The sequence below is a fragment of the Streptomyces sp. NPDC006309 genome (assembly GCF_040613095.1).
In the GTDB taxonomy this organism is placed as follows: Bacteria; Actinomycetota; Actinomycetes; order Streptomycetales; family Streptomycetaceae; genus Streptomyces.
The window spans coordinates 188,036-200,240 of the sequence record NZ_JBEXRO010000003.1 but is presented as its reverse complement, the minus strand read 5'-3'; the positions used below and the strand labels follow the sequence as shown (position 1 = coordinate 200,240).

The 12,205-nt window shown below is 73.2% G+C and carries 11 protein-coding genes; 8 read left to right on the top strand and 3 right to left on the bottom strand.

Annotated features, from left to right (window positions below):
- Positions 1 to 45: 45 nt before the first annotated feature.
- Positions 46 to 555 (bottom strand): MarR family transcriptional regulator, encoded by a 510-nt coding sequence (locus ABZ117_RS05665; RefSeq protein WP_356817700.1) that lies wholly within the window; start codon positions 553 to 555, stop codon positions 46 to 48.
- Positions 556 to 693: 138 nt separating this feature from the next.
- Here ABZ117_RS05665 and ABZ117_RS05660 point away from each other — a divergent pair, with 138 nt between their 5' ends.
- Positions 694 to 1,485 (top strand): class III extradiol ring-cleavage dioxygenase, encoded by a 792-nt coding sequence (locus tag ABZ117_RS05660; RefSeq protein WP_356817699.1) that lies wholly within the window; start codon positions 694 to 696, stop codon positions 1,483 to 1,485.
- Positions 1,486 to 1,495: 10 nt separating this feature from the next.
- On the opposite strand, the gene ABZ117_RS05655 is transcribed toward ABZ117_RS05660, so the two are convergent.
- Positions 1,496 to 2,014: an N-acetyltransferase family protein gene (locus tag ABZ117_RS05655; protein WP_356817697.1), complete on the bottom strand. Its 519-nt coding sequence runs from the start codon at positions 2,012 to 2,014 to the stop codon at positions 1,496 to 1,498.
- A 193-nt stretch (positions 2,015 to 2,207) separates the two neighbouring features.
- Here ABZ117_RS05655 and ABZ117_RS05650 point away from each other — a divergent pair, with 193 nt between their 5' ends.
- Entirely contained in the window at positions 2,208 to 3,206 is a 999-nt protein-coding gene (locus ABZ117_RS05650) for a sigma-70 family RNA polymerase sigma factor (protein WP_356817695.1), read from the top strand.
- Positions 3,207 to 4,025: 819 nt separating this feature from the next.
- Positions 4,026 to 4,709, top strand: coding sequence for a TetR family transcriptional regulator (locus tag ABZ117_RS05645; RefSeq protein ID WP_356818146.1), 684 nt, complete (start codon positions 4,026 to 4,028; stop codon positions 4,707 to 4,709).
- 157 nt (positions 4,710 to 4,866) lie between these two features.
- Here the strand turns inward: ABZ117_RS05645 and ABZ117_RS05640 are convergent, their stop codons facing one another.
- Positions 4,867 to 5,850 (bottom strand): WYL domain-containing protein, encoded by a 984-nt coding sequence (locus tag ABZ117_RS05640; RefSeq protein WP_356817693.1) that lies wholly within the window; start codon positions 5,848 to 5,850, stop codon positions 4,867 to 4,869.
- 182 nt (positions 5,851 to 6,032) lie between these two features.
- On the opposite strand from ABZ117_RS05640, the gene ABZ117_RS05635 reads away from it, so the two are divergent.
- From ABZ117_RS05635 to ABZ117_RS05615, 5 genes are all read left to right on the top strand, one after another.
- Positions 6,033 to 7,496 (top strand): MFS transporter, encoded by a 1,464-nt coding sequence (locus ABZ117_RS05635; RefSeq protein ID WP_356818144.1) that lies wholly within the window; start codon positions 6,033 to 6,035, stop codon positions 7,494 to 7,496.
- 335 nt (positions 7,497 to 7,831) lie between these two features.
- Positions 7,832 to 8,593, top strand: coding sequence for a DeoR/GlpR family DNA-binding transcription regulator (locus ABZ117_RS05630; RefSeq protein ID WP_356817691.1), 762 nt, complete (start codon positions 7,832 to 7,834; stop codon positions 8,591 to 8,593).
- Entirely contained in the window at positions 8,590 to 9,537 is a 948-nt protein-coding gene (gene pfkB, locus ABZ117_RS05625) for a 1-phosphofructokinase (protein ID WP_356817689.1), read from the top strand. The genes ABZ117_RS05630 and pfkB overlap by 4 nt, the downstream gene beginning before the upstream one ends.
- A 103-nt stretch (positions 9,538 to 9,640) precedes the next feature.
- Positions 9,641 to 11,785, top strand: coding sequence for a fructose-specific PTS transporter subunit EIIC (locus tag ABZ117_RS05620; RefSeq protein WP_356817687.1), 2,145 nt, complete (start codon positions 9,641 to 9,643; stop codon positions 11,783 to 11,785).
- A 120-nt stretch (positions 11,786 to 11,905) separates the two neighbouring features.
- Positions 11,906 to 12,181 (top strand): hypothetical protein, encoded by a 276-nt coding sequence (locus tag ABZ117_RS05615; RefSeq protein WP_356817685.1) that lies wholly within the window; start codon positions 11,906 to 11,908, stop codon positions 12,179 to 12,181.
- Positions 12,182 to 12,205 lie beyond the last annotated feature (24 nt).

Here is a 12,205-nt window from a genome sequence, read left to right as displayed (position 1 = left end):
CGGGGCGGGCCCGCGCCCGCGGCGTCGCGCTGACCCGTGCGGGAGTCAGCGGAGCCAGGGCAGGTCCGCACCCGCTCCGTCGGGCTGGAGGCCCTCGGCGACGATCTCCATGATCTCGCCGAGGGCCTTCTGCTGTTCCGGGGTCAGCCGTTCGAACAGCGCCTGCCGTACGGCGGTCACATGGCCCGGTGCGGTGCGCCGGAGCACCTCCAGGCCCTCGTCGGTGAGGACGGCGAACTGGCCGCGCTTGTCGGAGGGGCAGTCCTCGCGCCGTACCCAGCCGTTCTTCTCCAGCCGGGCGATCGCGTGCGAGAGCCGGGAGCGGGTGATCTTGGCCTGCATGGCGAGCTCGGTCATCCGCAGCCGGCGGCGCGGTGCCTCGGCGAGGCCGACGAGGAGGCCGTAGTAGATGTGCGGCATGCCCGCGTCGCGCTGGAGCTGCCGGTCGAGGTGGTCCTCGAGCAGGGTGGTGGCGTGCAGGTACGCGCGCCAGACGCGCTGTTCCTCGTCGGTGAGCCAGCGGGTCGGTGCGGCGGTGTCCGGTGCCGTGTTCATGGGTCCACTGTACGAGCCGGCTGCTTGAAACTTGAACAAGTCGGGCGTAAGGTCGATCGTACGAGCTTGAGAGTTAAAGTATCTGGCCGGTACCGCAGTCTCGGTACCGCAGTCTCTGGACCACTGGGAGCCGCCGAGATGTCCGCCACCACCCAGGAGCGCATGCCCGCCCTGTACCTCAGCCACGGCGCCCCGCCGCTCGCCGACGACCCCGTCTGGCCCGGCCAGCTCGCCGCCTGGGCCGCCGCCCTGCCCCGCCCCCGGGCCGTCCTCATGGTCTCCGCCCACTGGGAGGAGGCCCCGCTCGCCCTCGGCGCGGTGGAGACGGTCCCCTTGGTCTACGACTTCTGGGGCTTCCCGGAGCACTACTACCAGGTGCGGTACGCCGCCCCCGGCGCCCCCGCGCTCGCCGACTCCGTCCGCAAGCTGCTGCGCGCCCCCGGCATCCCCGTCCAGGACATCCCCGACCGCGGCCTCGACCACGGCGCCTACGTCCCCCTCGTCGAGATGTTCCCCGCCGCCGACGTCCCCGTCCTCCAGATCTCCCTGCCCACCCTCGACCCGGTCCGCCTGATGGACATCGGCCGCAAACTCGCCCCGCTCCGCGACGAGGGCGTACTGATCGTCGGCTCGGGGTTCTTCACCCACAACCTCGCCGCCCTGCGGTACACCGGCCCGGGCGTGCCGAGCTGGTCCTCCGAGTTCGACGACTGGGGCAGGCGCGCCCTGGAGGCCCGCGACTGGGACGCCCTGCTCGATTTCCTGGACAAGGCCCCCGCCGGCCGCTACGCCCACCCGCGCACCGAACACTTCGCCCCGCTCTTCGTCGCCATGGGCGCGGCGGAGGCGGGCGGCGAGCTGGACACACAGAAGTCGGTGATCGACGGCTTCTGGTTGGGCATGGCGAAGCGGTCGGTGCAGTTCGGCTGAGTCCGCCCGGCTACAGCCGCTTCTCGTACCAGGCCACGTCCCAGTAGCGGCCGAACTTGCGTCCGACCTCCTGGAAGATGCCGACGCGCCGGAAGCCGAAACGCTCGTGGAGCCGGACGGACGCCTCGTTGGGCTGGGCGATGCCCGCGTAGGCGCGGTGCACGTCCTGCGCGGCGAGGGCCTCGAACAGGGCGCGGTAGAGCTGCGTGCCGATCCCGCGCCGGCCGGACTCCGGGGCGACGTACACCGACGTCTCCACGGACGTCACGTACGCCGGCTTCGGCCGGTGCGGGCCGGATGTGGCGTACCCCAGAATCCGCTCCGAGTCCGCGGCCGTGGCAACCAACAGGCGGTGCGGGCCGTCTTCCGGGTGGGAGAGCAGCCAGGGGCGGCGCTCCTCGGGAGTGAGGGCCACGGTGTCGAATGTGATGGCCGTCTCACGCACGTAATAGTTGTAGATCTCCGTGAGGCTCTCGAGATCCCTCTCGATCCCCGCTCTGACCTGCACCTCGGCGGTCTCCGACGGCATCTCGCCCCCTCACGTGGTGGCACAGGGTACTGCATGATCAGAAAAATCGGGGGGCGGGTTGGGAATTCTGTCCGGATTCCAGTCGTTGTTTCCCACGGATGCAGGGCACTCGGAAAGAGTCCCAGAGACAGTCCCCGGAGTGCTGAGCGTTCACCGGAACCACCCGCCAGCCCACCACCGCAAGGGAGCACGCATGGCAACCCGTGCCGTCGCCCGTCGTAAGTCCGCCACTGGCGAGACGGCCGACTCGGCAAGCAGTGTTCGCGCTCATGGCGGCGAGATCGCAGACCGCGACCTGGTCGGCATGTACCTCGACGAGATCGCGCGCACGCCGCTGCTCGACGCCGCCAAGGAAGTCGATCTCTCCCAGACCATCGAGGCGGGTGTGTTCGCGAGCCAGCTCCTCGACGGCTGCGAGGAGACCAGGGCGGATGCCACCCGCGAGGAGCTGGAGGCACTGGTCGCCGAGGGAGAACGGGCCAAGGACGTCTTCATCCGCTCCAACCTCCGTCTGGTCGTCGCCGTCGCCCGGCGTTACCCGCGCAGTGGCCTGCCCCTGCTCGACCTGATCCAGGAGGGCAACGCCGGCCTGGTGCGCGCCGTGGAGAAGTTCGACTACCGCAAGGGCTTCAAGTTCTCGACGTACGCCACCTGGTGGATCCGCCAGGCCATCACCCGCTCCATAGCCGACCAGTCCCGCACGATCCGGCTCCCCGTTCACCTCGTGGAGGAGCTGGGCCGCATCCGCCGCGTCCAGCGTGAGTTCAACCGTGAGAACGGCCGCGACCCGGAGCCGGCCGAGATCGCCGCGGAGCTGGGCTCGACGCCCGAGCGCGTCATCGACGTCCTCGACTGGGCCCGCGACCCGGTGTCTCTGAACATGGCGGTGGACGACGAGGGCGAGACCCAGTTCGGCGACCTGCTGGAGGACACCTCGGCGGTCTCCCCCGAGCAGTCCGTCATGACCCTCCTGCGCAGCGAGGAACTCGACGACCTGATCGGCCGCCTGGACCAGCGCACGGCCTCCATCATCAAGATGCGGTACGGCATCGAGGACGGTCGTGAGCGCACCCTGACCGAGGTCGGCAAGGAGCACGGTCTGACCCGCGAACGCATCCGCCAGATCGAGAAGCACGCCCTCCTGGAACTGAAGAAGCTGGCCCGCGACACCGGGTTCGACGCGGCGGCGTAGCGGAGACGGGGAGACGCCGGGGGCCGCGTGGCCCCTCGGGCAGGGGAGTGTGGCGGCGCGCGGGCGTGGGGATGATCGTCATGACCGATGTCCGCCCGTGGCCGCTGCCCGTGCCCAACGGCGTCCGCCGGTGGGCGGCGTCCGTCCTCGGATGACTTGCTCGACTTGGACGACTTGGATGCCTTGGACGACTTGCATGCCTTGGGCGGGCGTCCGGCCGTGACCGAAGGCGCCGTGGCGTACCGGGCGTACGACGCGGTGGGGTGCCGGCCCTACGCCGTAACGGCGAAAACGGCGTATCGGATGTACGGCTTCCGCGCGGCGCGCACGCCCGGTGGCGAAAGACGGCGCAAACATGGCGTGGTCCGATCGCTTCAACCGTGCAGCCCGAGGGAACAACTCATGCGGGCCCTTCAGCGGGCCTCAGGACCGCACTCCCCACCCCCACGGCACCACCTCCGGCTGACCCTGGCCGATCCCACGTGAACCACGTCCCGACGCAATCCCCCCCCGGCGCCGGGACTTCCCCGCCGGGCTCCGGCGCCCTCCCCCCCCCCGGGCGTCCGGAGCCCGGCTTCTTCGTGTCTCGCGGCGGAGTCCGGGGGCCGTGGGGGTGCTCGTCGGGTCGGTTATCGGCTGTTCGTCATGGCTGTGCCAGGTGCCCGGGCACTGGAACGGCGGTCCACCCCGTACCTGAACAGCGGGGTGGACCGCCGGATGGCAGATTCTGTCACACGGGCATAAATTGCCGGGGCCCACCAGCCGCTTTCCGCCTCCGCGCCGGTGTCGCTCACCGAACGCCGCAAGGCCGAGACCCGGGTGGAGATCGCCCGGGCGGCGGCGGCCCTCTTCGTCCGGCAGGGCCTCCGCGCGACCCGCGCGGAGGACATCGCCCAGGCCGCCGGCGTCGCGCCGCGCACGTTCTACCGCTACTTCGCCACGAAGGAGGAGGCGGTGGCCCCGCTCTACGCGGCGGGCGCCCAGCGCTGGACCGAGGCGGTCCGCACGGCCCCGGCCGGCCTCGGCCTCCCGGACGCCCTGGAACACGCCGTCCGGCACACCCTCACGCCCGGCGTCGGCGTTTCTGCCGCCTCCTGGGAATGGGTCCGCACCCTCATCCGCCTGGCCGACACGAGCCCGGCCCTGCGCAAGGTCTGGGCCGAGGTCTGCCAGACGTCGGAGCGGGCGCTGGCGGAGATCCTGACGTGGCGGACGCCGGCCGAGCCGACGCCGGCCGAGCCGACGCCGGCCGAGCCGACGCCGGCCGAGCCGACGGCGGACTCTCCGGGGGCGGGGGAGCGCGCCGTGGGCCCGGTCGCGGTCACCCCTGATCTGCGGTTCGCCGCGGCCGTGGCCGGTTCCGCCGTCCGCGTGGCCGTGGAGTGCTGGGCGGCCACGGCGGCCCCGCCCAGTGGGCCCCAGGGCCCGGCGGCCCTCGCCCTGCGCCACCTGGCGTCGGCGCGGGACTTCGGCTGGGGCGGGGAGCGGCGGACGACGCGGTAGCGGCGCGGGGGGCCGGCCGGTTCGGGCGGGTGGGAAGCGGCCGGGGCGGCGCGGGGGCCGGCCGGTTCGGGCCGGTGGGTCGAGGCAGGAGGTGGCGCGGGGCGAGCCCGTTCGGGCCGTGGGAAGCGGCCGGGGCGGCGGCGGGCCGGTGCGGGATTCAGGGGTGGCCGTGCGCGGCCGGGTCCGTGGCTCTGGTGAGGCGTTCGCCCAGCTCTCGTACGCCGTCCACGAGTTCTGCCGGGCCGCGCACGGTGAACTCGCACCCGACCATGGCCAGCCGCACCGCGAGCCACTCGACGGGTCCGCCGGTGGTGCCGCGCAGGACGCAGCCGCCCGCGCCGTCGTCCTCGACTGTTCCGGCCCACGTCGGTATCCGCGCGGAGACCTGCTCCGCCGGCGCGGCGAACCGCACGTCGAACGTGTACGTCTCCTGGTGCCGGTGGATGGACTGCCGCAGATACTCGGCGGCGCTCCCCGTCGGCAGCTCCCTCGGCGCGAACCGGACCCCGGTCGAGAACGGCCGGCTGACCCGGTCCACCCGGAACGTGCGCCAGTCGGCCCGGTCGAGGTCGTAGGCGACGAGGTACCAGCGCCGCCCGGTGGACACCAGCCGGTGCGGCTCGGTCAGCCGGCGGGACGCGCTGCCGTCCTTGTCGCGGTAGGCGAACCTCAGCCGTTCCCGTCCCGCCACGGTCGACGCCATCACGGTGAGTGTCTCCGGCGCGATGCTCGGCCCGTCCCCGCTGGTCAACAGCGTCGTCGCGGCCCCCAGCGTGGACACCCGGTGGCGCAGCCGGGCGGGCAGCACCTGTTCGAGCTTGGCCAGGGCCCGTACGGACGCCTCGTCCACCCCTGCCACGGCGTGTCCGGCGCCGGCCCGCAGCCCCACGGCGATCGCGACCGCCTCCTCGTCGTCCAGCACCAGCGGCGGCATGGCCTTGCCCGCCACCAGCCGGTACCCGCCGTCCGCGCCCTTCGTGGCCTGCACCGGATACCCCAGCTCGCGCAGCCGGTCGACATCCCGCCGCACGGTACGCCGGGACACCCGGAGCCGCTCGGCCAGCTCCCCGCCGGGCCACTCGCGGGGGGTCTGGAGGAGGGAGAGGAGCTGGAGCAGGCGTGCCGGGGTGTCGGTCGTCATGAGGACCAGGATGCCGTGGATATAGGACACGATCTGACCTAGTGGACGTCTAGCTTGCTCGCATGACCTCGATCGACCGCAACGCCGAGAAGATCCGCGGCACCGGCCCCGGCACCGGCCCGCTCCCACCCACGCCTCCGGCGTCCGGCGACAGGACCCGCTGGCTGGCTCTGGCCATCGTCATGACCGCGGCCTTCATGGACCTGGTCGACGTGACGATCGTCAACATCGCCATCCCGTCCATCGAGCGCAGCGCCCACGCCTCGGTCAGCCAGATCCAGTGGATAACCGCCGGCTACGCCCTCGCGTTCGCAGCCGGCCTCATCACCGGCGGCCGGCTCGGTGACATCCACGGCCGCAAGCGGCTCTTCCTCGTCGGCGTCGGCGGCTTCACCCTCGCCTCCGCCCTGTGCGGCTTCGCCGTGAACCCGGAGATGCTGGTCGCCTCCCGCATCCTCCAGGGCGGCATGGCGGCGCTGATGGTGCCGCAGGTGCTGTCGATCGTGCACGCCACCTTCCCGGCCCACGAACGCGGCAAGGTCTTCGGCCTGTTCGGCGCGATCGTCGGTCTCGGCGCGGTCTCGGGCCCGCTGCTGGGCGCGCTGCTGACGGAGTGGAACCTGTTCGGCCTGGAGTGGCGGCCCATCTTCCTCATCAACCTGCCGGTCGGCGTCGTCTCCTTCCTCCTCGGCCGCCGTTTCATCACCGAGTCGCGGGCGCCGAAGGCCCTGAAACTGGACCTGGTGGGCGTCGCCCTGGTGACGCTGGGCCTGTTGATGCTGCTCTACCCGCTCACCCGCGGTCGCGAGCTGGGCTGGCCGCTGTGGGGGTACGTGTGCATGGCCGGCGCGCTCGTCGTCTTCGCCGGGCTGGTGGCCTACGAGCGGCGCAAGGCGGCCCGGGACGGTTCCCCGCTGATCGAGCTGTCGCTGTTCCGCGTGAAGAGCTTCGCCGCCGGCATCGCCGTACAGACCGTCTTCGGCGTCGCCCTCGGCATCTTCTTCCTGGTCTGGACGCTCTACATGCAGATCGGCCTGGGCTGGAGCCCGCTGCGGGCCGGCCTGACCGGGGTGCCGTTCTCGATCGCCGTGTCGATAGCGGCCGGGCTGTCGGTGCAGCAGCTCGTCCCGAGGTTCGGCCGCAAGGTGCTCCAGGCGGGCGCGCTGCTGATGGGCGCGGGCGTGCTGCTGTACCTGTGGGAGGCCCACCACTACGGCCTCGCCATCGCCTCCTGGCAGATGACCCTGCCGCTGGTCGTGATGGGCGCGGGGATGGGGCTGATCGTCGCCCCGCTGACCGACGCGGTGCTCTCGGAGGTGCCGCGTGAGCACGCCGGTGCCGCCTCCGGGCTGATCAACACCGTGCAGCAGATGGGCAACGCTCTGGGGCTGGGCCTGGTGTCGGTCGTGTTCTTCGGGGAGATCGGCGACCGGCTGACCCCGGACGGGATCGGCCCGGCCTTCGTGCACGCCTTCCAGCACGCCCTGTGGTGGGTCGCCGGGATCATGGCCGCGATCTTCCTGCTGATGTCCGCCCTCCCCAAGCGCCCGGCGCAGCACCTGGAGGGCGCGGAGCCGGAGGCCGCGGAGGACGGCGCGGGGCAGGACGCGCCGGTGGCCGGGGCGGAGCCCGAGCTGGTGCCGTGACCCCGCAGGCCGCGGCGCCCCGCCCCCGTAGGAAGGGGTGAGACACACACGCGGCACACGCCCGTACGAGCACACAGGCCCGGCGCCGGACAGGCGCCGGGCCTTGTGCGGCCCGCGCGCGTGTTACGCGTGTCCCACTGCCACTGCCACTGCCACCGCTGCTGCCGTCCGCTCATGCGCACTCACGTGCATTCATGCCCACTCGTGCCCGTCGCGCGCCCGAATCTGTTTACTTCGTCGAAAGCTCGGCGTAGTCTCGGCTCGAAACCACACGTTCGGGCATGACTCGGAAGTGGTCGGACATCGAGGCGACATCAAGGCGGAGGCAGACGGACATGTACGCACCGGAGCGGCAGCAGGAGATCCTCCGGCTCGCCCGTGACGGCGGCCGGGTCGACGTGCTGTCGCTGGCCGAGGAGTTCCAGGTCACCGCGGAAACGATCCGCCGCGACCTGAAGGCCCTCGACCGTGCCGGCCTCGTCCGCCGGGTGCACGGCGGCGCCATCCCGGCCGGCCGGCTCGACTTCGAGCCGGACCTCGCCGAGCGCGAGACCACCGCCGCCGACGAGAAGGACCGCATCGCCAAGGCCGCCCTCGCCGAACTGCCGGCCGAGGGCACGATGATCCTGGACGCGGGGACCACGGTCGCCCGCCTGGCCGCCGCCCTCCCGCTGGAGGCCGACCTCACCGTTGTCACCCACTCCCTGCCCATCGCGGCCCGCCTCGCGGACCACCCCGGCCTCCAGCTCCACCTCATCGGGGGGCGCGTACGGCACCGTACGCGCGCCGCCGTGGACGCCTGGGCGCTCCGCGCGTACGGCGAGATCCGCGCCGACGTCCTGTTCGTCGCCGCCAACGGCTTCTCCGCCGAGCACGGCCTGACCACCCCCGACCTCGCCGAGGCCGCGGTCAAGCGCGCGGCGATCGCCGCCGCCCGGCGCGTGGTGCTGCTGGCCGACTCCGCCAAGCACGGCCAGGAGCACTTCGCCCGCTTCGGGGGCCTGAGCGACGTGGACCTGCTGATCACCGACAGCGGGCTGAGCCCGGAAGACACCGCCGTCATCGAGCGCGGCGGCACGGAAGTAGTGCGCGCATGATCCTCACCGTCACCCCCAACCCGTCCCTCGACCGCACCTACGAGGTGCCCGCCCTGGAGCGCGGCGAGGTCATCCGCGCCACCGGTGAACGCATGGACCCCGGCGGCAAGGGCGTGAACGTCTCGCGCGCCGTCGCCGCCGCCGGCCGGCGCACCGTCGCGGTCCTGCCCCTGGGGGGCGCGCCGGGCGCGCTCGTCGCCGACCTGCTCGACGCGCAGGGCATCGAGGTCGCACCCGTCCCGGTCGCCGGCGCCACCCGCTCCAACATCGCGCTCGCCGAGGACAACGGCGTCCTCACGAAGATCAACGCGCCGGGCCCGGACCTGTCCGCGGCGGAACAGGAACTGCTCCTGGAGACGGTCCGCGCCCAGTCGCGCGACGCCGACTGGATCGCCTGCTGCGGCAGCCTGCCCCGGGGGCTCACCCCCTCCTGGTACGCCGACGTCGTCACGCGGGCGCACGCCGGCGGCGCGCGCATCGCCCTGGACACCTCCGGGCCCGCGCTCCTGGAGGCGCTGCGCGCGCGGCCCGACGTGGTGAAGCCCAACGCCGAGGAACTCGCGGAAGCGGTCGCGCGCCCCCTGGCGACCGTGGGCGACGCCCTCAAGGCGGCCGAGGAGGTGCGCGCGATGGGCGCGGGCTCCGTGCTCGCGAGCCTGGGCGCCGACGGCCAGCTCCTGGTGTCCGACGCCGGCGCCTGGTTCGGCAGCGCGCCCGTGTCCGCCGTCCGCAGCAACGTCGGCGCCGGCGACGCCTCCCTCGCCGGCTTCCTCATCGCCGGCGGCACCGGACCCGGCGCCCTCGCCTCCGCCGTCGCCCACGGCGCCGCCGCCGTCCAGCTCCCCGGCAGTGTGATGCCGGGCCCCGCCGACCTGGACCCCACGGTGGTGACGGTCACGGCCGACATCCCCCTCGACCGCGAACTGACGGAGCCGGCGCCATGACCCCCCTCCCCACACCCACCCCGCCCCGCTCCCCCCACACCACCCCCGTCCCCACCACCGCCCACCCGTCCCCCCGGGCGGTACGCGTGCAGAGGAGCCCGCGATGAGCGACATGATCACCGCGGATCTGGTCGACCTCGACCTGTCCGCCGACACCAAGGAAGCGGCGGCCCGTGCGCTCGCCGAGCGCATGGCGGCCCAGGGCCGGGTGACCGACCTGGAGGGCTTCCTCGCCGACGTCGCCGCCCGCGAGGCCCAGATGCCGACCGGCCTCGACGGCGGCATCGGCATCCCGCACTGCCGCAGCACCCACGTCACCGAGCCGTCCCTCGCCTTCGGCCGCAGCGCCGCCGGTGTCGACTTCGGTGCCGCGGACGGCCCGGCCGACCTGATCTTCCTGATCGCGGCACCCGCCGGGGCAGACGACGCCCACCTGACGATCCTCTCCTCCCTCGCCCGCCAGCTGATGAACGCCGAGTTCACCGCCGCGCTGCGGACGGCGCGCGCCCCGGAGACGGCCGCGGCGCTGATCCGCGGGGACGAGGTGCCGGCGGGGGAGACGGGCGCCGCACAAGACACCGAGGGCACCGGCCGGAGCACCGGTGACGGCGCCGCTCAGCGCACCGCGGGCGCCTCCACAGACACCGCTGCGGCGCCGGCGGCGGCCTCCGCCGACGCCGCAGCGGCCACCAGCACGGCACCCACCCCGCCCACACCCCCCGACAGCGGCGCCGAAGAGCGTCCCTTCCGTATCGTCGCCGTCACCTCCTGCCCCACCGGTATCGCCCACACCTACATGGCGGCCGAGTCCCTGGAGAACGCGGGCCGTGCGGCGGGGGTGGAACTGGTCGTGGAGACGCAGGGCTCGGCCGGCTTCACCCGGCTGGATCCGGCGGTGATCGCGGCCGCCGACGGCGTGATCTTCGCGCACGACGTCCCCGTACGCGACAAGGACCGCTTCGCGGGCAAGCCGACCGTCGACGTGGGCGTGAAGGCGGGCATCAACCGTCCCGGCGAACTCATCGCGGAGGCCCGTGAGAAGGCGGCGCGCGGGGAGACCAGCGCCCCGGGACACGCGTCGGCCGGTACGCCGGTCGAGCGCGCGGGCGACTCCACCGAGGGGTACGGCAGCAAGCTCCGCGCGTGGCTGATGTCCGGCGTCAGCTACATGGTCCCGTTCGTCGCCGCGGGCGGTCTCCTCATCGCCCTGGGCTTCGCGATCGGCGGCTACGGCATCAAGAACGCGCCCTCGGTCATGGACCACTTCGTGTGGAGCCAGGCGGACAGCTGGGGTGCGCTGCTGTTCCAGATCGGCGGCGTGGCCTTCGGCTTCCTGGTCCCGGTCCTGGCCGGCTACATCGCCTACGGCATGGCGGACCGCCCCGGCCTGGTCCCCGGCTTCGTCGGCGGCATGATCGCATCGACCATCAACGCCGGTTTCCTGGGCGGTCTGGCGGCCGGTCTCCTCGCCGGTGGCGTGGTGCTGGCGATCCAGCGGTACGACGTACCCGCGGCGCTGCGCGGCATCATGCCGGTGGTGGTGATCCCGCTGATCTCCACGGCGATCGTCGGCTTCCTGATGTTCGTCGTGATCGGCAAGCCCATCGCGACGGCCCAGAAGGCCCTCACCGACTGGCTGGGCGGCCTCACCGGCACCAACGCCGTCCTGCTCGGCGCGCTGCTCGGCCTGATGATGTGCTTCGACCTGGGCGGCCCGGTCAACAAGGTCGCCTACACCTTCGCCACCGCCGGTATCGCCGTCGCCAACCCCAGCGCCTCCGCCATGCAGATCATGGCCGCGGTGATGGCGGCCGGCATGGTCCCGCCGCTGGCGATGGCCCTGGCCACCACCGTGCGCGGCAAGCTGTTCACCCGGACCGAGCGCGAGAACGGCAAGGCCGCCTGGGTCCTGGGCGCCTCGTTCATCTCCGAGGGCGCGATCCCCTTCGCGGCGGCCGACCCGCTGCGGGTCATCCCGTCCGCCATGGTGGGCGGCGCGCTCACCGGCGCCCTGTCGATGGCCTTCGGCGCGACTCTGCGCGCCCCGCACGGCGGCATCTTCGTGGTCCCGCTGATCGGCAACCCGTTCCTGTACCTGGTGGCCATCGCGGCCGGCGTCTGCGTCTCCACGGCCCTGGTCGTCGTCCTCAAGGGCATGCGCAAGCAGGCCCCCGGGTCCCCGGCCACCGACCCCGCCGCGGACCCGGCCACCGCACCGGAGGGGAGCAGGCAGGCGATAGCCGCCTGACCGCCGCACCACTCCGCGCGGCGCCTTGTCCCTTTAGTTCGCTGTGAGTTGTTCACGGCACCTGCGAGATACGTCACGGTCCGGGCCCGAAGTCCCGGACCGTGGTGTGTACTGGGATGCATGCCTGACCACGCCTCGACCCTCCAGCTGATCGGCGTGGCCGTCCTCGCGGTGGCGGCCGTCGCCTGGGCCGTCGTCCTGGTGCGTCTGCTCCGCCTGCTGCGCCGCACCGGCCCCCGGGCCACCGCCGGGCGCTCCACCGCCCGGCGTGGGCCCGCGCGGCTGCCGGCCCTGCCGCGTCAGACCCGGGTCGGCCCCCCGCTGGAGTCCGTCGAGCTGACACCCGCGGAACAGGACGCGTTCGCCGGCCTGGTGCGGCAACTCGCCGGCGGCTGACCGGGGGCGGTTTCGGCCCCCGCC